This window comes from Methanobacteriaceae archaeon, from assembly GCA_030656015.1.
Taxonomy (GTDB): domain Archaea; phylum Methanobacteriota; class Methanobacteria; order Methanobacteriales; family Methanobacteriaceae; genus UBA349.
In genome coordinates this window covers 392,164-418,802 of record JAUSNX010000004.1, presented here as the reverse complement: position 1 = coordinate 418,802, position 26,639 = coordinate 392,164, and the positions used below count along the sequence as shown (strand labels likewise).

24 protein-coding genes are annotated in these 26,639 nt (G+C 33.2%); 16 read left to right on the top strand and 8 right to left on the bottom strand.

The window, feature by feature from the left end; all coding sequences use genetic code 11:
• Positions 1–56: 56 nt before the first annotated feature.
• The 6 genes from carB to Q7I96_05175 all read left to right on the top strand — a co-directional run bounded on the left by carB (position 57) and on the right by Q7I96_05175 (position 8,355).
• Entirely contained in the window at positions 57–3,242 is a 3,186-nt protein-coding gene (gene carB / locus Q7I96_05200) for a carbamoyl-phosphate synthase large subunit (protein MDO9627009.1), read from the top strand.
• A gap of 252 nt (positions 3,243–3,494) precedes the next feature.
• A complete protein-coding gene (locus Q7I96_05195) occupies positions 3,495–5,189 on the top strand; it encodes a PKD domain-containing protein (GenBank protein MDO9627008.1) in 1,695 nt (564 codons plus the stop codon).
• Between the two features lie 214 nt (positions 5,190–5,403).
• Positions 5,404–6,570 (top strand): amidohydrolase family protein, encoded by a 1,167-nt coding sequence (locus Q7I96_05190; GenBank protein MDO9627007.1) that lies wholly within the window; start codon positions 5,404–5,406, stop codon positions 6,568–6,570.
• Positions 6,571–6,574: 4 nt separating this feature from the next.
• Positions 6,575–7,006 (top strand): universal stress protein, encoded by a 432-nt coding sequence (locus tag Q7I96_05185; GenBank protein ID MDO9627006.1) that lies wholly within the window; start codon positions 6,575–6,577, stop codon positions 7,004–7,006.
• 70 nt (positions 7,007–7,076) lie between these two features.
• A complete protein-coding gene (locus Q7I96_05180) occupies positions 7,077–7,913 on the top strand; it encodes a CBS domain-containing protein (GenBank protein ID MDO9627005.1) in 837 nt (278 codons plus the stop codon).
• Between the two features lies 1 nt (position 7,914).
• A complete protein-coding gene (locus tag Q7I96_05175; GenBank protein ID MDO9627004.1) occupies positions 7,915–8,355 on the top strand; it encodes a hypothetical protein in 441 nt (146 codons plus the stop codon).
• Positions 8,356–8,496: 141 nt separating this feature from the next.
• Here Q7I96_05175 and larE read toward each other — a convergent pair whose 3' ends face one another.
• The 6 genes from larE to ercA form a co-directional block, all read right to left on the bottom strand.
• A complete protein-coding gene (gene larE / locus Q7I96_05170) occupies positions 8,497–9,549 on the bottom strand; it encodes an ATP-dependent sacrificial sulfur transferase LarE (protein MDO9627003.1) in 1,053 nt (350 codons plus the stop codon).
• Between the two features lie 185 nt (positions 9,550–9,734).
• Positions 9,735–10,379 (bottom strand): TfuA-related McrA-glycine thioamidation protein, encoded by a 645-nt coding sequence (locus tag Q7I96_05165; protein MDO9627002.1) that lies wholly within the window; start codon positions 10,377–10,379, stop codon positions 9,735–9,737.
• Positions 10,380–10,593: 214 nt separating this feature from the next.
• Positions 10,594–11,793, bottom strand: a complete 1,200-nt coding sequence (locus Q7I96_05160; protein MDO9627001.1) for a YcaO-related McrA-glycine thioamidation protein — start codon at positions 11,791–11,793, stop codon at positions 10,594–10,596.
• Positions 11,794–11,832: 39 nt separating this feature from the next.
• Positions 11,833–12,423 carry a site-2 protease family protein gene (locus Q7I96_05155; GenBank protein MDO9627000.1) on the bottom strand — a complete coding sequence of 197 codons (591 nt, stop codon included), beginning with the start codon at positions 12,421–12,423 and terminating at the stop codon, positions 11,833–11,835.
• Between the two features lie 171 nt (positions 12,424–12,594).
• Positions 12,595–14,082, bottom strand: a complete 1,488-nt coding sequence (locus Q7I96_05150) for a PAS domain S-box protein (protein ID MDO9626999.1) — start codon at positions 14,080–14,082, stop codon at positions 12,595–12,597.
• The gene (gene ercA, locus Q7I96_05145) at positions 14,072–15,232 is read right to left on the bottom strand and encodes an alcohol dehydrogenase-like regulatory protein ErcA (GenBank protein ID MDO9626998.1); all 1,161 of its coding nucleotides are present in this window, start codon (positions 15,230–15,232) and stop codon (positions 14,072–14,074) included. Before ercA ends, Q7I96_05150 begins: the two co-directional genes overlap by 11 nt.
• Positions 15,233–15,437: 205 nt before the next feature.
• On the opposite strand from ercA, the gene Q7I96_05140 reads away from it, so the two are divergent.
• The 5 genes from Q7I96_05140 to Q7I96_05120 all read left to right on the top strand — a co-directional run bounded on the left by Q7I96_05140 (position 15,438) and on the right by Q7I96_05120 (position 20,092).
• Entirely contained in the window at positions 15,438–15,902 is a 465-nt protein-coding gene (locus tag Q7I96_05140) for an HIT family protein (GenBank protein ID MDO9626997.1), read from the top strand.
• 122 nt (positions 15,903–16,024) lie between these two features.
• On the top strand, positions 16,025–17,035 hold the full coding sequence (locus Q7I96_05135) for an aminopeptidase P family protein (protein ID MDO9626996.1): 1,011 nt from the start codon (positions 16,025–16,027) through the stop codon (positions 17,033–17,035).
• A 392-nt stretch (positions 17,036–17,427) separates the two neighbouring features.
• On the top strand, positions 17,428–18,360 hold the full coding sequence (locus Q7I96_05130; protein ID MDO9626995.1) for a type II secretion system F family protein: 933 nt from the start codon (positions 17,428–17,430) through the stop codon (positions 18,358–18,360).
• A 9-nt stretch (positions 18,361–18,369) separates the two neighbouring features.
• Positions 18,370–18,561: a class III signal peptide-containing protein gene (locus Q7I96_05125; protein ID MDO9626994.1), complete on the top strand. Its 192-nt coding sequence runs from the start codon at positions 18,370–18,372 to the stop codon at positions 18,559–18,561.
• A 118-nt stretch (positions 18,562–18,679) separates the two neighbouring features.
• The gene (locus tag Q7I96_05120; protein MDO9626993.1) at positions 18,680–20,092 is read left to right on the top strand and encodes a lactaldehyde dehydrogenase; all 1,413 of its coding nucleotides are present in this window, start codon (positions 18,680–18,682) and stop codon (positions 20,090–20,092) included.
• Positions 20,093–20,302: 210 nt separating this feature from the next.
• Here Q7I96_05120 and Q7I96_05115 read toward each other — a convergent pair whose 3' ends face one another.
• A complete protein-coding gene (locus Q7I96_05115; GenBank protein ID MDO9626992.1) occupies positions 20,303–21,028 on the bottom strand; it encodes a tRNA-binding protein in 726 nt (241 codons plus the stop codon).
• Between the two features lie 366 nt (positions 21,029–21,394).
• Here Q7I96_05115 and Q7I96_05110 point away from each other — a divergent pair, with 366 nt between their 5' ends.
• The 4 genes from Q7I96_05110 to Q7I96_05095 all read left to right on the top strand — a co-directional run bounded on the left by Q7I96_05110 (position 21,395) and on the right by Q7I96_05095 (position 24,209).
• Positions 21,395–21,718, top strand: a complete 324-nt coding sequence (locus Q7I96_05110; GenBank protein MDO9626991.1) for a PRC-barrel domain-containing protein — start codon at positions 21,395–21,397, stop codon at positions 21,716–21,718.
• Between the two features lie 253 nt (positions 21,719–21,971).
• Positions 21,972–22,736 (top strand): aspartate dehydrogenase, encoded by a 765-nt coding sequence (locus Q7I96_05105; protein ID MDO9626990.1) that lies wholly within the window; start codon positions 21,972–21,974, stop codon positions 22,734–22,736.
• Positions 22,737–22,820: 84 nt separating this feature from the next.
• Complete coding sequence (locus tag Q7I96_05100) at positions 22,821–23,645, top strand: tRNA(His) guanylyltransferase Thg1 family protein (protein MDO9626989.1); 825 nt, start codon at positions 22,821–22,823, stop codon at positions 23,643–23,645.
• 132 nt (positions 23,646–23,777) lie between these two features.
• On the top strand, positions 23,778–24,209 hold the full coding sequence (locus tag Q7I96_05095) for a Mov34/MPN/PAD-1 family protein (GenBank protein ID MDO9626988.1): 432 nt from the start codon (positions 23,778–23,780) through the stop codon (positions 24,207–24,209).
• A gap of 144 nt (positions 24,210–24,353) precedes the next feature.
• Here the strand turns inward: Q7I96_05095 and serA are convergent, their stop codons facing one another.
• Positions 24,354–25,925 carry a phosphoglycerate dehydrogenase gene (gene serA, locus Q7I96_05090; GenBank protein ID MDO9626987.1) on the bottom strand — a complete coding sequence of 524 codons (1,572 nt, stop codon included), beginning with the start codon at positions 25,923–25,925 and terminating at the stop codon, positions 24,354–24,356.
• 273 nt (positions 25,926–26,198) lie between these two features.
• On the opposite strand from serA, the gene Q7I96_05085 reads away from it, so the two are divergent.
• The gene (locus tag Q7I96_05085) at positions 26,199–26,534 is read left to right on the top strand and encodes a heavy metal-binding domain-containing protein (GenBank protein ID MDO9626986.1); all 336 of its coding nucleotides are present in this window, start codon (positions 26,199–26,201) and stop codon (positions 26,532–26,534) included.
• Positions 26,535–26,639 lie beyond the last annotated feature (105 nt).

Below are 26,639 nucleotides of genomic sequence, written 5' to 3'. Positions count from 1 at the left end.
ATATTTCAATTAATCACTTAAATATGAATAAAAATTATAAAAAACGGGGATCAGGAATGCCTAAGGATCAAAATATAAAAAAAGTACTCATAATTGGGTCTGGACCCATTCAGATAGGTCAGGCTGCTGAGTTTGATTATTCTGGCTCTCAAGCGTGTAAATCATTACAAGAAGAAGGTATTGAAACGGTTCTGGTAAACAGTAACCCGGCCACTATCATGACTGATATTGACATGGCCGACAGTGTTTATGTGGAACCATTAACACCAGAAATCGTTGCTAAAATCATTGAAAAGGAAAAACCAGATGCTGTTTTACCTACTATGGGTGGACAAACTGGACTCAATGTAGCCACGGGACTGGAAGAGATTAATGCTCTGGAAGGAATTAAAGTCTTGGGATCTACTGTAGAAATCATACGAAATGTAGAAGATCGGGACTTATTTGATATTTTCATGAAAGAACTCAATGAGCCAGTGCCCAAAGCTAAAGCTGTTAAATCACTCGATGAAGCCTTAGAAGCTGTTAAAGAGATTGGCTATCCAGTTATTGTACGACCTGCTTTTACACTAGGTGGTACTGGTGGTGGGGTGGCCTACAAGGAAGAAGAACTAATTGAAATAGCCACTCGCGGACTGGATATGAGTTTTATTAGCCAAGTACTCATTGATCAATCTGTTATGGGCTGGAAAGAGTTTGAATATGAGGTGGTACGGGACAAAAATGACACCTGTGTTATTATCTGTAATATGGAAAATATTGATCCTATGGGAATCCACACTGGAGAGAGTATAGTAGTAGCTCCTTCCCAGACCCTGAGTGACGTGGACAACCAGATATTAAGAAATGCATCCATTAAGATTATAAGGGCTTTGAAAATCGAGGGTGGATGTAACATACAGTTTGCCTTTAACCCGGAAACCCGAGAGTACAAAGTAATTGAAGTTAACCCTCGTGTGAGCCGGAGCAGTGCCCTGGCTTCTAAGGCAACGGGTTACCCTATAGCCAAAATTTCAGCTAAAATCGCCATTGGAATGACCTTAGATGAGATCCAAAACGACATCACCAAGGAAACACCGGCTTCTTTTGAGCCCACATTGGATTATGTAGTGGCCAAGATACCGCGTTGGCCCTTTGACAAGTTCAAAGGCATAAGTAAGAAAATTGGGGTTCAGATGAAGTCTACTGGTGAAGTAATGGGCATTGGACGAACTATTGAACAATCACTTCACAAAGCTATCCGTTCTTTAGATATTGGCCGATACGGATTTGAAGAGGTTTCTTTTACCCGGGACGATCTGGCCAATCCTACTGATGAGCGAATGTTTCAGGTTTACACTGCCTTAAAGCAAGGAACAAGTGTAAATGAAATTCACCATATTACTCAAATTGACAAATTTTTCCTATATAAAATATTGAATATTATTAATTTTGAAAAGCAATTAAATGCTGATTCTATTAAAGACCCTAAATTGATGCACAAAGCCAAGAAAATGGGTTTTGCTGATGCTGAACTTGCTGTAATAACTGGCCTGGAAGAATCAGAAATTAGAAAACTTCGAAAAGATGCTGGAATCGTGCCTACATATAAAATGGTAGATACCTGTGCTGCAGAATTTGAAGCTAAAACTCCTTATTATTATGGTACGTATGATATGGAAGATGAAGTTCCAGTTTCCAACGAGCGAAAAATTGCTATTATTGGTGCTGGCCCTATAAGGATTGGACAAGGTATTGAATTTGATTATTGCTGTGTACATGCCTCTTTAGCCCTTAAAGATGAAGGGATAGAAACTATAGTCATTAACAACAATCCTGAAACGGTTAGTACGGATTATGATATTTCTAGCAAGCTCTATTTTGAACCACTCACCTTGGAAGATGTCATGGGCATAATGGATAAAGAAAAACCAGAAGGAGTAGTAGTGCAATTCGGAGGGCAGACCTCCATAAACCTAGCAGTGCCATTGGCTGAAGAAGGCGTTAAAATTATGGGAACTCCTCACGAGAGTATTGACCGGGTTGAAGACCGAGAACAATTTACTCATGTATTAGAAAAGCTGGAAATACCTCAGGCACCTTATGGAATTGCTAAATCTTTTGAAGATGCTCGAAAAGTCGCTGAAAGAATAGGATTCCCAGTTCTGGTGAGACCATCTTATGTTCTAGGTGGTCGGGCCATGCAAATTGTCTATGATGATGACGAACTTCGAGAATACATGAAAGAAGCCGTTAAAATTTCTCCAAAGCATCCGATTCTGGTGGATAAATTTTTGGAAGATGCTATTGAAGTTGATGTGGATGCTCTCTGTGATGGGGAAGATGTATTCATTGGAGGAATCATGGAACACATTGAAGAAGCGGGAGTTCACTCTGGAGACTCAGCTTGTGTTATTCCACCACAAAGTATCCCCGAAGATACTTTAAACACTATCAAAGAATATACTCATTATTTGGCCCTGGAATTAGGGGTTGTAGGATTAATGAATATCCAATACGCTGTAAAAATGGACTCTGATAATGAACCGAAGGTTTACATATTGGAAGCCAACCCACGGGCCAGCCGTACAGTACCCTTTGTTAGTAAAGCAGTTGGTATTCCGCTGGCCAAAATTGCAGCCTTGCTCATGATTGGCAAAAAACTGGGTGATTTAGGACTTAAGGATGAAATTAAAATCAACCATGTGGCAGTAAAAGAATCTGTTTTCCCATTCATTAAATTGCCAGAGTCTGATTCAATTTTAGGTCCGGAAATGAAATCTACTGGGGAGAGTATGGGTATTGATGACAACTTTGGTCTGGCTTATTATAAGTCTCAGCTTTCAGCCAACATGGATCTTTTAACTGAAGGAAAAGTCTTTATCAGTGTTCGGGATGCAGATAAGGATAAGATTCAGGATATTGTAAAGAAAGCTGACGAACTAGGATTTAAAATTGTTGCCACTGTGGGAACAGCTAAAGCAGTGGAGGATGTGGCTGATATTGAAGTCATAAGGAAGGTTAGTCAAGGATCTCCTAATATACGAGAATCTATATTAGATAAAGAGATTGGTCTTATAATAAATACTCCGTCTGGAAAACAATCTGCTGATGATGGTTATCTTATCCGTAGAATGGCTGTGGAATTAGGAATACCTTATGTGACAACTTTAGCTGGTGCTCGAGCTGCTTTAAATGCTATTGGAGAAGTAAAAGATGGAAAAATTGTGGTTAAGTCACTCAATGAATATCATAACCTCTAATTCTTTTTTTAAAATTTATTCGTTATTTAAAAAACTTTTTTAAGATTATTTTTTTATCTCTTTCATGTTTATACTGCACTGAAAAATTTCTGATTGTTTTTTGTGAACAATCTCACATTAATTAACTGAAATATATTATATTGGTGAATAAATAGAATTATATACAATAATTTTATATACTCGTGAAAAAAATGAAATTAAAGAAAAACTTAATATTAATCAATTATTTAAAAATCATGGGGAGGTAATACTATGGATGGAAAAAATAAGAAATTTAAAGGTTATTTACTTTCTTTTACTCTACTAGCTTCGCTGTTAGTGTTCGGTTTGGCAATTGTACCAACTGCACAAGCCCACATAGTTATTATCGGATCCCCCAGTTCGGATTTACCTGCTGATTACTTAACTGATGCTAAAGAAATAGCTACGGCACTTAAGGCCAAAGGATATACTGGAGACAAATTAGTTGAGCTTTATGGTCAACAAGCAACTTCAACTAACATTTTAAAGGCCATGTACAATGCCGATGCGGTTATTTATGTTGGCCATGGTGGATATCAATCTGGACATTATAATGGAAATGGTGGGACTTCAACACCTCCGTATTCTCTGGTCGGATACGCTTCCAAAAGTGATACTTCTGGAAATGAATTTATTTGGGGAACTGGAAATAATTTAGACAAAATGATGCAAGGTTGGAATGGTCAGCAATTCACTGCACCATTAAAATCAAATAGTATGGCATTTTTATTCCATGCATGTTTTTCTACTGGCTATGTGGGTGAAGATCCATGGGGTAATCCTATTCAAGTTGCTAATCCCGTTCCAACTATATACAACTTCGCATCCATGTTTACAGGAGCCGGTGCTAATTATTATGCTTCCGCTTATTTCGGTGGAGATATAATTGATACATTTTTAAGTGGTGCAAAAAACTTTACAGATGCTAATAATAAGATAAATTCAGTTGAAAAACTCACTAAAAGCTATTACTATACTGATGCTAATGTATGGAGAAGTAATGATGGCTCTGTAGCATTTATGGGTAATTGGTCTTACAAGTTCCCAAGTGTTTCTCAAATTAGTGATTATAACTCTGTAGCTGCTGCTGCTTGGTATGCTGGTGATAAAACTAAATTACTAGTTTCTGCATTTACGGCGGCTCAAAATTATATCCCTACTGATGTCACATTCAAAGAATACTCTTGCGATGTGCTGGATACTATTGTTAAATGGACATGGGACTTTGGAGATGGTAGCGACCCTATTGAGTTCCATAATACTACAAATCAAAGTGTACTCCATAATTATGGTTCATTTGGGAACTATAATGTCACTCATACCGTAACTAATAGCAAAAATCAAACTTCAACGGCTGTTAAGACAGTTAGTGTTCAAAATAGAGCTCCTATTAGTGGATTTATAGTTTCACCATCTAATCCTGCAGTTAAAAGTCTCGCCACTTTTACTTCAACTTCTTATGACCCTGATTATAATGACAGTATAACTTCTTGGTACTGGAATTTTGGTGATGGGGCCATAGCATCAGGGCAAACTGTGAAACATGCTTTCTCCAAAGAAGGTTATTTCAAAGTTTCTTTAACTACAAAAGATACTTCAGGAAAATCAAGCGCAATTTCAAAAACAATTAAGGTAGGAAACCCAAAACCAGACCTAGTTATAACTTCTATCAAAAGATCTGGCAGCACTAGATACATTACAATAAAAAATCAAGGTACACTAACATCTAGTGGATCTTATGTAAGAATATGGAATGGTAAATATTCCTATAAAAGATACAAACAGGCCTACGTCAAAACACTGAATCCAGGTGCTTCTACAAAGGTTAAAATAACCAGATTCTACTACTATCATGGAAAGGCTAAAGTGGACTACTACAATAAAATATCTGAAAAGTCAGAAACTAATAACGTACGAAGCTTCTAGAACTTTTTATTTTTTTATTTTGCAGTTTTAAATATTTCAAATTGTTTTCTATTTATAAAAATCAATCAAATTTGAAATAATTTTATTTTTAATTAAATTTTATCCAATTTAAATTCAAATTATTTAACCATAAGAATACATAATATCTCTAAATCATTTAATTTAATCACAATCTATAAAACAACTAAATTAAGTCTAAAACTGGTTTGATTCCATGTTAGTCGTAGAAAATGGCCTAGTACTTACTGGAAGGGGTTTAAATCCTGAAAAAGTGAATATAGCAATTGAAGATGGTGTGATATGCGAAATCACTCCTGAAAAAATTTCAGCATCTGATAAAATTGATGCTAGTGGCTGCATTGTTCTACCATCATTTATAAATGCCCATACTCATATTGGGGACGCGGTGGCCATGGATGAAGGTGATGGAAAGTCCATAGATTGCATAGTAAAGCCCCCTCATGGCATTAAACACCAGATTTTAGAATCAAGTTCTTCACAAGATTTAATTCAATCTATGAAAAATGCCATGTGGGAAATGCTTGATACTGGAACCACGACTTTTATTGATTACCGGGAAGGTGGAATTGATGGAATTAAATTATTGGAAAAGGCCTCAGAAGATATTCCCATTAATAAAATTGTTCTGGGCCGAGATCCAATAATTTTTGATTCAGAAGCTAGTGAGAATGAAGTTCGATCAAAATTGAAAAAGCTCTTAAAACACTGTGATGGTATTGCTCCCAGTGGATTTGGAGAAATAACTGACGAAACCTCCAAAATAATCGTTGAAGAATGTGAAAAACAGGGTAAAATTGCTTCTATTCATGTAGCCGAACACGAAAAAGTTCAAAAGGATTCAATTGAACTTACTGGGAAAAGTGAAGTTGAAAGGGCTGTAGAAAGCGGATTTAAACTTTTGATCCATCTTACTTATCCTCAAAAAAGAGATTTTAATGCAATATCTTCTATTGATGCATCTATAGTTTGCTGTTCACGGTCAAATGGTACGCTTTCTGTTGGGATACCTCCTATAGCTGACATATTAGATAATAAAATCAATATACTTTTGGGAACTGATAATTTAATGTTTAATTCTCCAAACATGTTTCGAGAAATGGAATATGCACTTAAAACTTCTCGTGGATATTCTAAAAAATATTTATCACCTTCAGATGTCCTTAAAATGGCAACTACTAACGTTTCTAAGGCCATAGATATTGATTCTGGACTTATTGGACTTATAAAAGAAGGTTATGTGGCAGATATTATGCTGGTTAAACAGTTATCTAAAAATCCGTGGCTTTCTATTATCAATAGAACTGAATCGAAAAATATAATATGTTTAATTAGGAAAGGTAAGATAGTATATATGAGGTGAGCCAATGTACAAAAAAATTCTATTACCTACCGATGGTTCTGAATATGCTAATAAAGCTACCGAACATGCTTTATGGATTGCTAAGACTAGTGGTGCTGAAATAATTGCTTTGAGTGTAACTGATACGTCTTCTTTAATCGGTCTTCCTTTAGATGATGTAATTGTCAGAATTAAAGAAATGCTTCATGAAGAGGCATCTAAATCATTGGAAAATGTTTCTAAACTGGTTGAAGAGTATGATGGGGATATTAAAATAACTTTAAGAAATGAAGATGGCTCTCCTGCGGATGTAGTTTTAAAGACAATTAAAGAAGAAAAAATTGATCTGGTGGTTGTTGGAACTTCTGGAAAACATGGTCTTGATAGATTCCTATTGGGAAGTGTGGCCGAAAATGTTGTTAGGTCATCTATTTGTCCAGTTTTAGTTGTTCATTAAATAATATAAATTACCGATTTTTTTTAATTTATTTAATTTAACATATTAATAAACTGTAGTTGGTGTAATAATGCTAGTAAAAGACATTATGTCTGATGAAATTCACTATGTAAAAGTTCCCGGCAATCGTGCTAATGCAATGAGTCTTATGCGAAAGACCAATGTATCTGGAGTGCCTGTTGTCAAAGAAGGAACTAAAAAACTTGTTGGTATAGTAACTCGTTCTGATCTGGTTGGAAATCCTGACGAGGAACAAATAGCGCTTATCATGACTAGAGATCCAGTCACTACCTCTTCTGATGAGGATGTACGTGAAGTGGCTTCTAAAATGATTGAAAACAATATACGGAGAGTTCCAGTAGTTGATGATGATGAACTAGTGGGTATTATAACAGCATATGATTTAATAGCAGATGCACTATCTCAAATTGAAATCAACGATCCTGTGGAAGGTTACATGGTTAAAACAATTCCTACCACTTGGGAAATGACTCCATTAAGTACAGCCTTCGAAATTATGCGTTTTTTTAATTTAAAAGTACTCCTTTCTCTAAATAAAGATGGGAAATTAACTGGTGTGCTCACGGAAACTGATTTTATAAATGAAAGTGAAGTTGTATCTGAGAAAACAGTCCACAATACTTCTGTAGGCACAGAAGGTGACAAATGGTCTTGGGACAGCAAAAGTGTTCTTTATGTTATTAAAAACCATCTCAAATTTTCTGATAAGGACGTTAAAGATGTTGCCACATCGGATATGGTTACAGTTAACACCAGAACGTCTGTATCTACCTGTGCTTCAAAAATGAAACAGAGAAACATAGAACAAATACCAGTAACCAATTTAGAAGGAGAATTAGTTGGTCTGGTAAGGGCTACAGATCTTATTAGGGCATTAAATGATTAATATGGAAGATTCAGTAACTTTATCAAATTCACCAAGTCTGAGAATAACTGCTTCGCATGGTGTAATTAAACTAGCTGCTAAAAACAAGGGTGAAGTTTCAATTAAAAATATCCAGTTAAAGCTTCTATGGGGATATTGCTGGTGGCAGGGCCTTTCTGAGGTAGAAACTTTTCTAGAATTATTTGAAAATGCCGTAAAAAAGGTTATTTATGATGTCTTACCTAATCATGAGCTTTTAATTGATTATGACATTGAAACTAATGATAGTTTGGAAGAATCATCTATAGTTATTCTATCTTTCAATGAAATTGGCGCCGATCAAATAAGTTTTGAATTGATTGGAGATGTTTTGGCATTAGAAGGTCCAGATGATAGAGGGTCCTTTTCTAAACTAACTAGTTTCAGAAGAAAGATTAAAGAAAATGTAAGGAAGACACTATAATTCCAATAGATTCTTAGTTTTAACTAACAATTCTTCACTCTTTTATATAGAATTTAAAAGTTATTTTTTTATTATTTCAACAAAATATAATTAATTAATTAATAATTGCTGTTTTTTTTTAATATTCAATATGATTTAAAATTAATTTTGAATAATTCTTCTAATTCTAGGCAAAACCTTTATTAGAATTTTTTCAGCATCTTCCGGGTCCTGGACCTTCCGGGCCACAATTTTGCCATTTTTAAAAACGGTCAAATTCCTCCCTTCAATTTCGCACATTGCAATCCCCATTGATTCTGAGCACTTTAATTTACCCAGACTTTCCAACTGTTTACAAGTGTTTTTAATGTCAATTTTATAGGGAAGTTCAGTTTCAAACATTATTTTATTTTTCTCGTCCTTGCAAGGTTTGTAAACTACGAGATCCTTTTTTTCTTTCTTTGCACTGCCAATGTCTAAAGTTACTCTTTCAAAACCCACGGCCTTTAATTCAGCATCAATATGCTTTAAAACGTTTGAATTTAGGATTGGTTCAATATCTACTATCTCAATTTGAGCCACACCTTTTTGATCTCGAACTCTTACAATATCATTTTTAGAGAGAGTTTTAACTAAAGATTCAGCATAAGATATCCGGTTGATTTTTTTGGTACTTATTTCATCCCCAGTTGATATTCTAGTGGCCATACAAGTTGTGGACACGGAATAATTAATGTTATTTTCTTTTAAATAATTTAAAACATCCTCGTGACTTATTCCAGCTTTTACCAAAGGACTTATAATATTTTTTTGATAATTAACCATTATTCCGGGCCTATCTTCTAGCAGATCGCTGATATTAGTTCCATCAGCGATTATGGGAAAATTTCTCTCTTTAGCAATTTCTTCTAACTTGCCATACATCTTATTTTTGCATATAAAGCATCGATTAGAATTATTAGCCTTAAAATTGGGATCTTGCATAAAATTTTCTATTACCACCTCATGCGATAATCCTATTTCTTCTGCAATCTTTTTAGCACTATTTATGCAGTCTTTAGGTAGCACTCCATTATCTACTGTAACTAAAAGGAACTCTCCAGTGACTTTTGAGGCTATATTGGCTAGTAATGTGCTGTCGGCCCCTCCTGAAAATGCAATCATCATTTTCTGATCTTTAAGCTCTTCTTTAACTTGCCTAATTTTTTCTGTCATTTCCAAGAAAATCACCGTTTATTATTGAAATGTTATCATTAATTTGTTATATTGATATTTTTACTATTTTTTATTTAGATTAACTATTTTTCAATATAATTACTTAATTTAAAGTTTTTTAAGTTTTAAAATGATTATATTTGGATTATACTCGATTTATAAAAGATATAATCTTTAATTTGAATCTATAAGTTATTTTTAATGTATTTTAAAACTTCTATGGCGTCTTTTCTTTTAACGTCATATTCATGTTCTTGAATATATTGTTTTAGTGACTCAATAACTTTTTCATCAAGATTAGATTCTTTAAAAACCTTTTCATAGGTTCTTTTGGGGTAGAATATGGATTTGGAAATATCTAGTAATTTTTTAAGTTCCTGCTCAGATAGAATTCCTGCATCTCTGGCCTTTTTTAAATTGTAATCAATACTAATCAATGAATCTGAAAGTTGTTCATGTGTTCGGGGATTTAAAATCACCGCCACATCATCGTCTGATTCCACGGCACCGCTTTTATACTGCTGATAAACATAACCTATTCCAATCATTCCCAATTCATCCAGCTCAGAAGCCCTCAAAGCACCCATACTAGAACCACCCACCACCACAATTCCTTTATTAAGTGCTTCCAGTATTTCTCTGTGTGAAACTGCGGGTTGTTGGTGGAATACTCCGTCAATTATTCCAATTACATCTGGCGATTCTGCAATAACCTCTAAAATATCTCCTCGTTTTATAGGATATCGATATTCCGCTTCTAAAATCTCAGATGCTTCTTCTATACTAATGGAAGGCCCGGTAAAAATTATTATTTTCTTTGAAGCAGTCATATTCCCTCTCAATTAAATTAATAAAATATTATTATTTAACTAGTTTGAAAATTTTAGTTAATATAAATTTCAATTTTCTATAACTAATCTTCTAAGTAACAGATTCTCAAAAAATATGAAAAAATTATTAAATTAATTATTAAAAAAATAGATGAAATGAGAAAATAAAATTAATCTTGCCTATAAAATGATTTTAAAAAACTAAATTTAAAACTTAGATAATTTTACAGACCCTATCTCCAGCTCTTTCTGGATCTACGGAAAATACTTCCATTCCAGGAATAATCACTCTTACTACTGGAACATCTACTTCTTCTCGAGTTAAATCCACGAAAAATACATCTTTAAGCCCGCATTTTGCAAGTTGTTTCATCGTGGTTTCAATATCTTCTTTAAAAGAGTTAGAACACCTATTTTTAATACTTTCTAATTCTATGAATTTTTCACCCTCATTGAACCAATGGCCATTGATTTTTTTCATTCGTTCATATCCTGCTTTTCGCATGAAAACGGCACGGGAAGTGTCTTCTCTGGTACCATGGATTTGGGTGGCTCTGCTTTGGGCAACTTCAGTAATGGCTCTTATTGCTGCAATTTCTGGATCTAGATGAGTTCCAACACCCATAGTTAAAAGGGCAGGGTCTTTTAAAACGTCATCGTCAGCAACAGCAGCGATAGTAGGGACCTTAACGTCTGCAGTTAAATCAATAAGTTTTACTCCAATTCCAGCATCTTTAAATTTACCTAAAAGATCAATAATAATAGAATTTTCACTCCTAGATGCGTCAATTTCCACTTTATTTTTATGGGCTTCAAAAATACTCCAAGCATCTCTTTCAATTACCTCTGTCATCCCATGAAAAACAGCCTCTTCAACAATATTTCCGGAAGCCAGGCCGTTTGTATTAGATTTAAAGATACTTGATGTATTTTTTGAACGATAGGGGTGATATGCTGCATTGGCTGGAATTAAAACCTTTTCTTCATTTTTGATATTAACGGATTCTATCCATTCCAGCTGGGTATGACTGGGATTGCTTTGCAATCGCCGGGGTAAAATAAGTAAAGATGGTTTTAAGGCCTTTTCAAGCTCTTCATAGGTTCCTTTAATTATTTTTTCGCTATCGCAGTCTTTTTTTTCAGCAGAATACCTTTCAAAAGCTTCCATCATAGCGGAAGCTTTGGCCTGCTCTTTAGTGGCCCCTTTACCAGCATAAATACTCACGGCACCGTCCTGAGCAGTAGGCCTTATTGCAGAGAATACTGGTATTCCTATACGATCTAAATGTGTTATTTCAGTTACACGGGTAACTCCTGCTAGTTTTAATTTACTTTCAACCTTTTCAATGGTTTGAGAAGGGTTTATAGCACGATGAGTGCAACTAAAATATTTTACAGGTACATTTGAAAACATGAGGTCACCGTTTTTAGAAATAATTAATTTGTAAGTTTATTAGAATAGGTGGATGTACTGATTAAATGTCATAATAAATGCTACTGCAGCAGTCAATACCCAAATTATAGGATTCCAACGCAATATTTTTGCTCCATCTAATACACTAAATGGAATTAGATTAAATAAAGCTATGAAACTATTTATACTGAATCCAATGAATCCAATAGTTTGTAAAATAGGTGAAGCAGATGAAATACTTAATAATCCCAGAAATATCAGTGCCAGTGCAATGTTGGTTAAAGGCCCGGCCAGGGATATCTTTCCATTTTGTTCCTCAGAAATATACTCTCCATGAATATAAACTGCTCCGGGAGCAGCAAATATAAAACCAAAGTACGATGTAATGATGGCCAGTACTAGTCCTTCTGCCCACAGCTTATATTCTGCCCAGAATCCGTAGTGTATGGCTACAAATTTATGGGCCAGTTCATGCAGTACAAATCCAAGCCCTACGGCGATTAAAGTAATAGGAAACAAATTAATTGCTAAATTAATGTTTCTTCCGCTTAATATGTAAGCAAATACTCCAGCTATTACTAGCATGGAAATGAGAATATCTCTAATTTCGCTTGAACTAAATTTTACCATAATTAATAGAACCTAATTTTAACATATAATGATTTCTATTACCATTCTATTAAAATAAAATTTTTTTATATTAATTCAATTATTAATTAAAAATAATCTAAATTAAACAATATAAAACTTAACCAGAACAATAAAATTGAAAAATGGAATTTATTATGTTATTTTCAAATTCTATACTTTATAAACAGCTTCATTAAAACTAATTAAGAAGCTGCTGCCTTCATTACTTTTTATTTCTAAAGAACCATCTAATTGTTTTACTAAAGTTTTAACCAGTTTAAGGCCTAGAGAATCACTAATATTCATTTTTTCTAGGTCAAAACCAACTCCATCATCAGAAATTGACAGAACAACATTTTCTGAATCCTGATTAAGAGATATACTTATTTTTCCTTTATTTCTATTTTTAAAAGCATGCTTCAAACTATTGCTCACCAGCTCATTTATTATTAGGCCGCAGGGGATGGCAGTTTCTATTTCCAGGTTTACATCCTGTAAATCCAGATTTAAGGTGATATTGCTGGCTGGGGATGAGTATGAATTAAATAACTGACTGGTTATGTTCTTAATATATTCCGCAAAATTTATACTGGCTAAATTTTCAGATTGGTAAAGTTGTTCATGGATCAGGGCCATGGATTTCACTCTTATCTGACTTTCTTTAAAAATCTCAAGATCTTTAGGATCTTTAATATGATATGATTGTAAATTTAAAAGGCTGGATATTATTTGAAGATTATTTTTTACTCTGTGGTGAATCTCTTTTAACAAAACATCTTTTTCTTCTAATGACTTGATTATTTGTTCTTCTGCCGTTTTTCGAGCAGTTATATCCATTAGGGAAACTAAACTTTTGTCAGTTCCAGGTATGATTGCTATGGTAGCAACCACATATTTCAAATCACCATTTTTATTGAAACCAATGGTTTCATATTCTTTTGGTGCCAGCTCTATCTTATTTCGGCGCATTTGATGATATTTTAAAGTTTTAGATAATTCTTCAGGATGTAAAAAGTCTTTAAAACTTTTTTTACCTTCAATTTCTTCTCTTGAATAACCGGTAAGGGTTTCAAAACCAGTATTTACACGAGATATGATGGTGTCTTTTTCTAAAATAACCGTGGCAGATCCAGTATTTTCAAAAATAGTTCTGTAATAATCTTCTGATTCTTTCAAGGCTTTTTCTGCAGCAATTCGGTCTCTAATGTCTCGGGCAACCATTACCGAATATAAAATTCCACTAAAATAGACCATACGGGTGCTGACTTCCATAGGCATGAGTTCATTATCTTTTTTAATAAAAAAAGCTTTGAATTTTAATTTTTCTTTAGAAATAGGATGTTCTGGACTTGAAAAAATATTAATAAACTTCTGTCTGTCTTCTGGAGCTACAATATCAATAATGGATGTTTTAATTAATTCTTTAGCTGAATAACCTAATTGTTTATAGGCTGATTGATTCAAATCAGTTAATAAAAATGATGAAACTTCAACTAGAAAAATAGCATCATTAGTTTGATCTAAAAGAGTTCTAAATCGCTCTAATTCGTTTAAATGTTCTTGTAATTCTGGATAGTAACTTTTTTTTATTGATTTCTCACCTAAACCAATAATTTTTTCCCTAAGCGTGGACCATTCATCTGGAATATCAGAGGGCATTTTTAAGAATCTCCACAATGTTTTCTACAGATGGCTTTCGGGGGTTGGTGACTACGCATGGGTCATTAATGGTATTTTTAGCCAGATGAACAATATACTTTTCTTCTAAGCCCATTTCACCGAGATTAAAATCCATTTCACATAAAAGTTTCAGTTCTTTCAATTTATTTAGTAGAGCTTCTTTTTTAGCATTGATATCTAAACCATTAAAGTTGATTCCCATGGCTCTACCAATTACAATGTATCTTTCAGGAGCTGAATAGAAATTAAAATCAATCACATATTCTAAAACGGCAGCATTACACTCTCCATGAGATAAATCTACTATTTCTCCTAAACTGTGGGCAATAGCATGTACCAGGCCTAAACTAGCATTTGAAAATGCTAAACCTGCTTCTAAACTACCCATCATCATGTTGCTTCTAAATTCTAAATTTTTAAGATCATTAAGCACGGGAGAAATATTTTGGTTTATTATTTTTATGGAGTCCAGAGCATGTAAATCAGTTATCTGTGAGCTTGCATTGGATACATAGGCTTCTATAGAATGTATCAATGCGTCAAAACCAGTTACACTAGTCAAATGGCTATCCATAGTTAATGTAGTAAATGGATCAATTAATGCAATGTCGGGGACAACTGTTTTACTTACAATGGCCACTTTTAAATTTTCTTCAGAATCTAAAATTATTGCAAACTGTGATACATCTGCAGATGATCCGGCTGTAGTGGGAATACAAATTAATGGGGGTGAGGGCACTGGAACTTTATCTACCCCTTTAAAATCTAGAATGTGCTTTTTATTGGAACTAACAATTCCAATGCCTTTTGCACAGTCCATGGGGCTTCCACCACCTAAGGCAATAATAAAATTGCATTCCTCACTTGAAAATACTTCTGCACCTTCCATGACCTCATAATCTCGAGGATTTGGTGTTACATTGGAGAATATTTCATATTCTAAATCTTTTTCAGTTAATGTATAACTTAATTCATCAACCAGACCAGTTTTTATTATCCCGGGATCAGTAACAATTAATATCTTTTTAGCTGCTAAGTTTTTAGCATATCTACCCGCAAAAAGGCGTGCTCCATCTCCAAAAATAAATTCAGGGGTTACAAATTTTCTAAGTTCTAACTGAGGAAGCATTTAACCACTCACAATTATTAAATTCATTATTAAAATATGTCAAAATGGATTTTAATTTATTATTGTTATTAAGGTTGGTTTTTAATTATTATATAATTAATTACAATAAATTCGGAAAATAGGTCTAAAATTTATAAATTATTTATAATTGTCAGGGTATATACATTTAATATAACAATCTTAATTATTTTAGGGGATTTTAATAATGAATGAATGTGAATATTGTGCAATTGACGGGTTTTACGGCAAAAAAGTCCAAGAAACTGAATACTGGATAATTTTTTTAGCTCCCAGTCAGCGGTACTTAGGTACTTGCGTTGTCTCACTTAAAAGACAGTGTAGAGATTTAATGGAATTAACTGCTGATGAATGGGTAGAATTTGGGAAAATAGTTAAAATAATGGAAAAAGCACTGGCAGAAATATTAAACCCATCTTTATTTAATTGGAGCTGCTTTAAAAATGCAGCCTTCAGAGCAAAAAATCCTAAACCTGAAATTCACTGGCATTTCATTCCCCGATATAAAGATTCAGTAGAATATCATGGAATTACCTTTAAAGATCCTGATTTTGGATATGTGCCTCAGCCAATTGCTCGTGAAATCCCTTCCGAGGTTATGGATGATTTATTTGATTTAATAAAATCTGCTATGGATAAATATTCCATTTAAAACAGCGGCATGGATTTTATTATATCCTAACTTTATTTAATTTATTTAATGGTGAATTTAGTAATTAGCACGAACATTCAGCAGTATATTAAATTCACTGGAGTATTATTGGAGATTTTAAAATGGATTTTGATATTATTAATCATAAAATGGAATTGGAAAATATTCAAACTTTATTATTTTTAAAAAATGAGAATATTGCATACTTATCTGGTTTCAGTCCTTCCAGTTTTTCAATGGTTCTTTTTACAGAAGAACCTATTCTTTTCGCATCAAAAATGGACTTAGAAGAAGCAAATATTATTTCTAAAATCCCTGTAGAAGAATTTAAATCTTTTAAAGAAATTAAAACACTTTTAAAGAAAGATGGAATTAAAACTGTTGGTCTGGAAAGTTCTGTTTCATTAGGAACATGTAAAAATCTCAGAGGGGATTGGAAAATAGTCATTAGTGACATTGTTAACCAATTAAGGATGATTAAAACCCCTCAAGAAGTTAAATATATTGAAAAGGCCATAAGCATTGCTGAAATCTCTATAAAATCATTAAAATTACAAGGAAAAGAATGGGAAGTTGCCAATCAAATCAATCACCATATGAAATATAATGGTTCTCAAAAAGAGGCATTTGACACCATAGTTGCATCTGGCGCTAGATCCAGCCTTCCTCACGCAGAACCTACTGAAAATAAAGTTGAAGATAATGTTTTAATTGATTGGGGAGCTAAGTGGAATGGTTACTGTTCAGATTGTACTCGAACATCTGTTTCTACAGAAAAACAAGAAGAAATTAGAGAAATTGTTTTAGAATCTCAAAAAGCAGGTATAAATGCAATTGCTCCAGATGTACTGGCTTCAGAAGTAGATAAAATAGTTAGGGATGTAATTTCTGATTATGGGTATGGTAAAAATTTTATTCATTCCACGGGTCATGGTGTGGGATTAGAAGTTCATGAAGAACCTTCTTTATCTTTAAAGAGTGATTCAAAGCTAGAAAAAAACATGATCGTTACTGTAGAGCCTGGAATATATTTTGAAGGTGAATTTGGAGTTAGAATTGAGGATATGGTTCTGGTGAAGAAAAATCCTAAAATATTAACTAAATTGCCAAGTAAATTTAATTTTGAATGTTAATTATTAAGTAAGATTTACCTCCTAACTAATATTTAAAAAAGTCTTAAAAATTAACATCTTTAAAACAATTTTATCTTATTATTATCTTTTTTTTTTAATTATGAGGATTATAATTAATTTACTATTTTAAGAATAGATTTTTGATTTATTTTTATAAGTTGATTAAAAATTGAATACAACTAACACTGAATATAAATATCATGTCATCAAAAAAGTAATATAATACTAGACTATAATAAAATTAAGTACAAAGACTGATTAAAAATCTAACTACGATTAATTATAACCTATAATATCCGTTTAATAACGATTTCACAACATTATTCATTAAATTTTTTAAATATAACTCAAAATAATAATTTTCATAATTAATAAATTGAAGGTGTATAAATTTGGCCATTATTCCTCAAGCATTAGCACCAGTTTCCAATATTATTGATAGTATAGTTCCAGATAGGTTTCAAATTAGACTTCAAGAAACTTTAATCAGAAGTGGGATGTACGTTAAATCCGCGGACATGATTACATTAGCAGGTATGGCCAGCATATTTTTGGCAATAATGGCATTTGGTTTGGCTTTTTTTGTTGGTATTGATCCAATTATACCTGCTATTCTTGCGCTTTTTATCCCACCTTTATTGATGGGGGGTTATATATTTTTAATGATGGAACGGCGGGTTGATGCCATTGAAAAAACAACTCCTGATTTTTTAAGACAAATTGCATCACTTTTAAGGGCTGGTGTCGGATTAGAAACTGCTCTGGAGGATGTAGCTAGGCACGGGGGAGGGCCACTCAATAGTGAGCTTAAAAGAGCAGTTATTGAGATAAAAATTGGACGTACTTTTGATGATGCTATTTTATCTATGGGTGAACGACTTCAATCTAAAAATTTAGATAGAACTTTCAGAATGATATTGGAAGGTAAGCGTGCGGGTGGTAGTCTATCTGATGTTATAGAAACTGTTGCAGAGGATTTAAGGGCAGTTATAGCACTTCAAAGGGAGAGAAAAGCTAATGTAATGATGTCAGTAATGTTTTTAATTATCGCTGCCATAGTTGCTGCCCCTTTTGCTTTAGGAATGATAACTGTTTATTCTAGCTTTATTGAGTCATTAGGGAAATCTAATCCTCTTTTAGGGGCCTCAATAATTGCTTCGACGGGATATATTATCATTCACTCTATAATCGCAGGATTATTGATTGGTGTTATTATGTATGGTAGTGCCCGTAAAGGTATTAAATTTGCCATACCTCTCGCTATAGCTGCTTATGGTATATTTTATGTTGTAGGAAAATTCGCATATCTTATTGTCGGAACTTAAGGTGAAAACATGAAAATTGTTATTGATGAGAAGGCACAGGGATCTGCAGAGTTGATTTTACTCTTCGGTGGAATAATTGTAATAGCTATTGTAGCGGCTCTTTACTACAAAACTTATTTGAGCGGATTAGGTAATGAAATAGCCAATAACGACCTTAATAATCTTACTAACGCTATTAATGGCCTTAATAATAAATTTTAGATAAAATATTTTTATTTTTTTAAATTAAGAGTAATAATCTTAGTTTAATTATTACAAAAACGCTTTTTTATTTTTTAGTATTTAAATATGGTTTAAAACATTTATTTGAGGAAATTCCATGAAAATGTTGATTAATGGGAATTTTGTTGATTCCAAAGAAAAAATTGATGTAATAAATCCTTTTAACCAGGATTTAATTGATCAAGTTCCAGCTGGAACTCCAGAAGACGTTAAAAAAGCTATTAACTCTGCTTATGTCATGAAAAACGAATTAAAAAATTTTTCTGCCAGAAAGATTTCAGAAGCTTTGTATGCTTGCGCATCAGATTTATCTGATGATTTAGAAGAATTTGCAAGATTAATAACTATGGAAACTGGTAAACCTATTAATGCTGCTCGTGATGAGGTTAAGCGATCTATAGATACAATTAAGTTGTCTTCTGAGGAATCTAAACGTATATATGGTGAAACTGTGCCTATTGATGCGGGTATTGGGGGCAAAGGATTCATGGCATTCACTTTAAAAATCCCTCTGGGTGTGGTAGGAGCCATTACTCCATTTAACTATCCGTTAAATCTTGCGATTCATAAAATTGCACCGGCGCTTGCTGCTAAGAATACAGTCGTTGTAAAGCCATCGGCACTAGCACCTTTGACTGCTTTGAAAATGGCAGAAATCATAAATTCTCATTTTCCAGATGGTGCATTAAATGTGGTAACTGGCCGAGGAAGCATAATTGGGGATGAATTAGTTAAAAGCGAAAAAATCGATAAAATTTCATTCACGGGAAGTGTAGAAACTGGAAGAATGATTTCCCAAAGAGCAGTAATGAAAAAAATCACACTGGAACTGGGAGGTAATGACCCTTTAATTGTTTTAGAAGATGCTGATATTGGAAAAGCAGTAGAAGCTACAATACGTGGTTCATATCTTTACACGGGCCAGGTTTGCATTGCTGTTAAACGTTTAATAGTTGATGAACCAGTTGCTGATGATTTTGTGGAGATGCTCCTTAAAGAAACTAAAAAACTTAAAATGGGAGATCCATTAAGTACTAAAACTGATATAGGGCCACTAATTAATGAAAATGCAGCAAAAGTTGTTGAAAGAATTGTTTCAAATTCTTTAAAAGAGGGAGCAGAACTTTTAATGGGTGGAACTCGGAATGGGAACTTTTTTGAACCTACAGTTCTGGATCAAGTTACCTCTAACATGAAAGTGGTCCAGGATGAAACATTTGGACCTATTTCACCTATAATTCGTGTAAATGGTATTGATGATGCCATTAATGTGGCCAATGATACTAGATATGGTCTGCAGGCCAGTATATTCACTGAAAATATCCACCATGCTTTGAAAGCGGTTCAAGAAATTGAAGCGGGTTCGGTTATGGTTAATAAACAATCCACTTTTAGAACAGACAATATGCCGTTTGGTGGCTTTAAAATGAGTGGTATGGGTAAAGAAGGAGTAAAATATGCTGTGGAAGATATGACTAGAACTAAACTAGCTGTTTTGAATACGAGATAATATTTTTAGTTTTTTTCTCCATATCTCTTTTAAAAATATATTTATTTAATTTATTTTCATTTTTCATTTTTACTAATTAATTATTTTAAGAAATGAATAAATTAAAATTATTTAAAATAAGTATAATATAATTTAAAATGGATTAAACAGAATTTAACTATTGAAATCAATTTAAAAGAATAAATAAGGATAAAAATATAATATTATTTGTTAATTTTTCAGGAAAGATTCTATCAGGTTTCGGGTTTCATTTAAAGCTTCAAGTGGTATTCCATGAGGCATTTGTCCTAATTCTCCTTCAACATCTTTTAAAATACCTTCACCCGCACCTAAAAACATTCCTTCGCTGCTTATCCCCATGAATGTGCTAGGTGGAAGCATGGAAATGGCTACACGATTGTTTTCTTTTACTTCCATATCATTGGTAACTACCGTAATGGCCTTATCACCTAGATTGACGTTACAAATCATCAAGCTATCTGCCTGAGGATGTTTACCAGCACTCATTATTTCTCCCACAACAATATCGATTCCAATAATTGGATCATTTATGGGGCCTAATGAAATCCGTTTTTCCAGACCTAAAAAAGTATTCAAGAAAAACTTGACCTTAGTTATGCTTTCTTCTGTTTTTTCCTTTTCATCTTTGGTGGCCATATCTAGAAACTTTTTATTCCAGTCTGCCCCACCTAAAAATTCCTCAATTTTAGCAGTTTTTTCTTTGATAGTTGCTATATGTGGAGATTCTAGTAGGTCTTCTGGTTCCATATATGAATAAGCAACAGCTTGAAGTTCTCTACTTATTTCCTTTGCCGTATCTATGGCCGGTCTCTTTTTCCAGTGTCCTTTAAAACTTTTGCCGTCGACAGTTCTTACAAAAAGATCAATAGATTTTTCTGCGACTAATAATCGGTAATCTTTGCTGGTGTCCCACATATTATCACTTTAATTAATTCAAATTTATTTATAACATGAATTCAGCTATAAATAATTCTAAATATTTATTAATTGTACTTAATTTCATAAATGAAGTTATTAAATAGAGAATTTATTAAAATTTATTAAATAAAATTCACTAAACTCAAGAATCAATTTCAAATATTTATTTTACTACTATTTCGATATATTTTTTGACTATTAATAGATAGTTATTGAATTGATTATACGAATAGTCATTTTCATCCTTTCAGTACTAAAGTATTTAAGTTATTAAGTGATAAAATATCTTATAATTAGAAATTTAACATTGAACAGCCTTTCTTATTAAACTTGAAGTGAATTTAAAAATCTGGCGGTGGAAAAATGGTCGAATTGTCCAATCTTTATGGTCTAGACATATATACAATTAGGGGAAAGTACGTGGGAAGAGTTCAAGATGTGGTTCTCAATATTAAAAAGGGCAGAGTTTCCAATCTTAAAGTTAGAGCCATGAGCCCAGACAAAAAGAATGTAGGGCTTAAAGAAGTTATAAAAACCAGCATAAGAATGGTTCCAGAAGCTGATGAAATCAGGCCTCTTAAAGAAGAAGGGGTAATGGACATTGCTTATGATCGGGTTCAAGCAGTAGGGGATATATTGATTATAACTCCAGATTTGCCTGCTGAAAAAGCTCCGATTTCTCCATAATATTCATATAATCTTTTTTAGTTCTCTTGAACTTAAATTGAAGTTTTAATAATCTTTTTTTTATTTATTTAAGTACATTTAGGTACATATTATTTATCAGTTAATTAAGCATTAATAGCAGTTAAATGGTAGTAACTGCATAAATTTTTTAAGATGAGTTTTAAATATTATACTTTTAAAATATTATTATAAATTAGATTTAAATTCTATTTAATAAGAAAATCATTCTTTTATTAAATTACAAGGTTATTCAATGATTGTTGGAATAGTAGGATGCGGAGCCATAGCTAATATTATTACTAATTATGCTTTGGAAGGAAAACTGGGTGTCGAACTCAAATATTTTTATGACCGAGATGTGGAAAGGGCTGAAAATCTTGCTTCTCAACTGGACGGAAGGGCTGTTTTAAAAATTGAAGATATGCTGGATCATGTGGATCTGGTTATTGAAGCAGCGGCACCAAAAGCTGTGGCTGAGGTCGTCCCTGAAATATTGGAAAAGGGTAAAAGCGTCATAATAATGAGTATTGGGGCCTTGATGGATTCTGATGTAAAAGATAATCTTGAAAATCTGGCTAAAGAGAATAATGTAAAGATTTATGCTCCATCCGGTGCCATTGTAGGTTTAGATGGAATCAAAGCAGCATCAATCGGAACCATTAGAAAAGCCACACTGACTACAAGAAAACCACCTAAATCACTGGGAATTGATATATCTGAAAAAGAAACTCTTTACAAAGGTAAAGCATCAGAAGCAGTTAAAAAATTTCCAGTAAATATCAATGTCGCGGCTGCATTAAGTATTGCTTGCGGTATGGATGTGGATGTGGAAATCATAGCCGATCCTGTGGTTGATCGCAATGTTCATGAGGTTTTAGTAGAAGGAGACTTTGGTGAGTTTAGAACCACAACTAAAAATATTAGATGTGCGGTGAATCCTAAAACCAGCGTGCTGGCTGCATATTCTGCTATTAAACTGCTTAAAAGTTTAAATGAACATTTTATTGTAGGAACTTAGTTAAATGGTTGACTTAAATCCGTTTTTGTTAATTTTACGAGAATTTATTGGTAGATATTAATTAAATTGGTGGATGTTTGTTTTATGAAAGAATGTGAAATGTTCTCTAGTCTAAAGGTCCCTTGTGGCTCTAAAATATTACTTAGGCTGGATGGAAGAGGTTTTTATAATTTATCAAAACAAATTGGCCTTAAAAAGCCTTACGATCCTTTTTTCCTGGATGCTATGGTGAATACTGCCACTGAAATCTTTAAAGAATTCAGCCCATCATTTATTTACACATTTTCTGATGAATTTAATATACTGTTGGCAGATATTCCATTCTCTGGAAGAATTGAAAAGTTAAATTCAGTTTTTGCCAGTTTCACAGCCAATTCATTTTATTCTAACATCATTAAAAATAAAATATCTCAAAGAATATACCAAAATAGTGAGAATAATAATAATAATAATAATAATAATAATAATGCAACTATAATTGGGAATTTGGAAATAGAAGAAATCTTCAAAACATTAAAAACGATTTCTTTTGACTGCAGAGTCATCCCATTATCTTCTGAAATGGTTTCTGAATATTTTAAAGGCCGCCAAAACGAAGCCTGGCGCAACTGCATCAATGGATATATTTATTGGACTCTTAGGGATGAAATGAATAAAGAAAAGGCCATGAAAATATTAAACGGCCTCAAAGCAGATAAAATCCACGATATCCTTTTTGAAAGGGGAATTAATATTGCAGAAGTTCCTGTATGGCAGCGAAGAGGAGTAGGCATTTATAAAGTTGATAAAATAGTGAATGGTTACAACCCTTTGTCTAAAGAATCAACCACATCTTCAAGAAGAGTGATTAAAGTTGATTTTGACCTTCCTAGATTTGATAATGAATTTTTTCATAATTTCATTGAATAATCAATCCTTTTAAATAGAAATATGTGCTTAATTAATTGTGAGATGGAATAATACCTCTTATAGCTGATAATTTGCGGTTAATCAAATTTTAAATCATTATAAATATTTTTATTTTAATTCAAGGATGAAAAAATGAGCAGACTGGACAATTTTATTAGTTATTTACTGGGAAATGACAAGCAGAAATATGAATCGGTGAATATTGATTCTGAAGTTCTGGATGAAATTATGGAAATTTCCAAAGAATCTTATCCTAATGAGTTTGTGGCCCTTCTCCAGGGTAAAATAAAAGATTCAGTTCTCCATATAGATGGCCTAATATTCCTTCCAGGTGAAACATCTTCTGAAGGTGCAGTAATGAAAATATTCATGCTTCCACCAATGTCCGGGTCTATTGGTTCGGTCCATTCCCATCCAGGTTACAGCAACCAGCCTTCTCAGGCAGATTACCATTTCTTTGCAAAAAATGGCCTTTTTCACATGATAATTGCTGAACCATATAATGTTGAAAATATTGCTTCTTATAATTCATTTGGTGAAAGAACTGATTTTAATACGGTTTAACTGATAAAATAGTATAATAAAATCGAATTATATTTATTTTAACTATTAACTATATTGAAAATAAAAAATAAGTTTAAGCTATACTTAATAAAATACGAGTTTGATTCTTTTTAAATAAAAAAATAAAAATATAATAGAAAATATTTAGAGATACATGGAAACAGCATCTTCAACATGTTCTAGTTTAGTAACTTCTTTTATTACATCTTCAGGAACGGTTTGGTCCACTTTAAGCACCATAACAGCTTCTCCACCGACTTCTTGGCGTCCAACTTGCATGGTAGCAATATTTATTCCATATTCACCCAGTTTTGTTCCAATGGCACCGATTGTTCCAGGTAAATCCTGATACTTGGCAATGAACATGGTTCCTTCTGGTTTGACATCGACCCAGTAATTGTTGATTTTAATTATTTTAGGTTCATCAACATAGGTTCCTTCTACTAGGTAATCACCTGCATCCGTTTTAACATGTAATACAATAATGCAGCGGTATCCTTCAGATTCAGATCTTTTACCTTCAGTAATTACCAGACCTCTCCTTTTAGCAATGGATGGAGCATTAATCATATTTACCGGTTCATTTAAAATAGGATTTAAAATTCCCTGAAGTATGGTTCTGGTTAAAATGTCCTTTTTAGGCATATCTGCCAGTTCGCCGCAGTAAGTAACATTCATTTCATGTATATTTCCTGGAGCGGCCTGTACTACAAAACTTCCCAGTTTTTCAGCCAGGTTAAGATAAGGTTTTAATCCGGTGTAAGTTTTAGAATCAAGAACAGGCATATTTAAAACATTTCGAGCTGATCCACCTTTAAAAACTTCTATAATCTCATTAGCTACTATTAAAGCAGCGTCTCTTTGTGCTTCGGCAGTTGAAGCTCCAATGTGGGGCGTAACTACAATATTGTCCAGCCCTAAAAGTGGGCTTCCTTCTGGCGGTTCTTTTTCAAATACGTCTAAAGCTGCACCACCAATTTTGTTTTCAGTTAAGGCGATATAAAGGGCGTCTTCATCAATTATTCCACCACGGGCACAGTTAATTATGAAAGCACTATCTTTCATCATTTCAAAGGCATCGGTAGAAACTATATGTTTGGTTTCAGGGGTTAAAGGTACGTGAATGGTTATAACATCTGATTCTTTAAATACAGTTTCTAAATCTACAACTTCCACACCTAAGTCTTTGGCCACTTCTTCGCTGATATATGGATCGTAAACCATAGCATCCATTCCAAATGCTTTGGACCGTATAACTACTTGTGATCCAATCCGACCCATACCAATAATTCCCAGGGTTTTGTTATTGAGTTCTAATCCCATGAATCTACTTTTTTCCCATTTGCCATCTTTAACAGACTTATCAGCAATGGAAATCTTTCTAGACAGGGAAAGCATTAATCCCATTGTCTGCTCGGCTACCGTAATGGATGTAGATTCTGGAGCGTTTACTACCATAATTCCCTTTTCTGTAGCGGCTTCTACATCCACATTGTCCACACCTACTCCTGCTCGAGCAATTATCTTGAGATTTGGGGCGTTTTCAATTACCTCACGGGTTATTTTAGTTCTACTTCTTACTACAATAGCGTTGAAATCTTTAATAACTTTAACCAGTTCTTCTGGTGTAATGCTGGTATCAACTAATACTTCAGCAACTTCTTCAAGATCCGAAATTCCTTTTTCATTAATTGAATCCGCAATGATTACTTTCATTTTATCCATAATTTCACCATAACAATTTTATTCTCTACAACTTGTTTGATTTAGACTGCATTTAAATATGGTGACTGAATGTAGGATCTATCATTAAATTCTATGATTTTGTATGTGGTCTTATTAATTAAATTTAATAAAAACTAGTCCTAAAGAATATAATATAAATTAAATACTAATAAAATAACCGAGGAAGATTAAAATAAGGTTATTATAAAAATAAAATGTTTTAATTCAAAATTCAATTTAAAAATTATTAGGGGAGGAATAAAATTGAGAACTGAAGAATTTATTGTGTCCAGTGCTAATCATGTGCCGGGATTTGAAATTTCAGAAACTAAAGGCTTTGTATATGGTCTTACTGTTAGAAGTAGGGGATTAGGGGGCCAAGTTGGAGCGGGAATCAGGTCCATGTTTGGTGGAGAAATAAAAGAGTATGTTAAAATGATGGAAGAGTCTAGAAATGAGGCCCTAAATAGAATGATTGCGCATGCAGAAGAATTAGGTGCAAATGCAGTAATAAGTGTTCGTTTTGACTCTGATGAAATTTCCAATGTAATGCAGGAAATTTTAGCTTATGGCACGGCAGTTATTGCTGAGAAGAAGTAAAAAAATGCTTTTTGGGATTATAGGATTAAAACTTATTTTAATTTAATTTTTAATAAATCTTAAATAATCTATCTTAAATAATCTAATTATTAATCTATTTTAAAA

Coding starts and splice junctions, on each gene's coding strand:
- carB (MDO9627009.1), top strand. CDS start 57: ATGCCTAAGGATCAAAATATAAAAAAAGTACTCATAATTGGGTCTGGA.
- Q7I96_05195 (MDO9627008.1), top strand. CDS start 3,495: ATGGATGGAAAAAATAAGAAATTTAAAGGTTATTTACTTTCTTTTACT.
- Q7I96_05190 (MDO9627007.1), top strand. CDS start 5,404: ATGTTAGTCGTAGAAAATGGCCTAGTACTTACTGGAAGGGGTTTAAAT.
- Q7I96_05185 (MDO9627006.1), top strand. CDS start 6,575: ATGTACAAAAAAATTCTATTACCTACCGATGGTTCTGAATATGCTAAT.
- Q7I96_05180 (MDO9627005.1), top strand. CDS start 7,077: ATGCTAGTAAAAGACATTATGTCTGATGAAATTCACTATGTAAAAGTT.
- Q7I96_05175 (MDO9627004.1), top strand. CDS start 7,915: ATGGAAGATTCAGTAACTTTATCAAATTCACCAAGTCTGAGAATAACT.
- larE (MDO9627003.1), bottom strand. CDS start 9,549: ATGACAGAAAAAATTAGGCAAGTTAAAGAAGAGCTTAAAGATCAGAAA.
- Q7I96_05165 (MDO9627002.1), bottom strand. CDS start 10,379: ATGACTGCTTCAAAGAAAATAATAATTTTTACCGGGCCTTCCATTAGT.
- Q7I96_05160 (MDO9627001.1), bottom strand. CDS start 11,793: ATGTTTTCAAATGTACCTGTAAAATATTTTAGTTGCACTCATCGTGCT.
- Q7I96_05155 (MDO9627000.1), bottom strand. CDS start 12,423: ATGGTAAAATTTAGTTCAAGCGAAATTAGAGATATTCTCATTTCCATG.
- Q7I96_05150 (MDO9626999.1), bottom strand. CDS start 14,082: ATGCCCTCTGATATTCCAGATGAATGGTCCACGCTTAGGGAAAAAATT.
- ercA (MDO9626998.1), bottom strand. CDS start 15,232: ATGCTTCCTCAGTTAGAACTTAGAAAATTTGTAACCCCTGAATTTATT.
- Q7I96_05140 (MDO9626997.1), top strand. CDS start 15,438: ATGAATGAATGTGAATATTGTGCAATTGACGGGTTTTACGGCAAAAAA.
- Q7I96_05135 (MDO9626996.1), top strand. CDS start 16,025: ATGGATTTTGATATTATTAATCATAAAATGGAATTGGAAAATATTCAA.
- Q7I96_05125 (MDO9626994.1), top strand. CDS start 18,370: ATGAAAATTGTTATTGATGAGAAGGCACAGGGATCTGCAGAGTTGATT.
- Q7I96_05120 (MDO9626993.1), top strand. CDS start 18,680: ATGAAAATGTTGATTAATGGGAATTTTGTTGATTCCAAAGAAAAAATT.
- Q7I96_05115 (MDO9626992.1), bottom strand. CDS start 21,028: ATGTGGGACACCAGCAAAGATTACCGATTATTAGTCGCAGAAAAATCT.
- Q7I96_05110 (MDO9626991.1), top strand. CDS start 21,395: ATGGTCGAATTGTCCAATCTTTATGGTCTAGACATATATACAATTAGG.
- Q7I96_05105 (MDO9626990.1), top strand. CDS start 21,972: ATGATTGTTGGAATAGTAGGATGCGGAGCCATAGCTAATATTATTACT.
- Q7I96_05100 (MDO9626989.1), top strand. CDS start 22,821: ATGAAAGAATGTGAAATGTTCTCTAGTCTAAAGGTCCCTTGTGGCTCT.
- Q7I96_05095 (MDO9626988.1), top strand. CDS start 23,778: ATGAGCAGACTGGACAATTTTATTAGTTATTTACTGGGAAATGACAAG.
- serA (MDO9626987.1), bottom strand. CDS start 25,925: ATGAAAGTAATCATTGCGGATTCAATTAATGAAAAAGGAATTTCGGAT.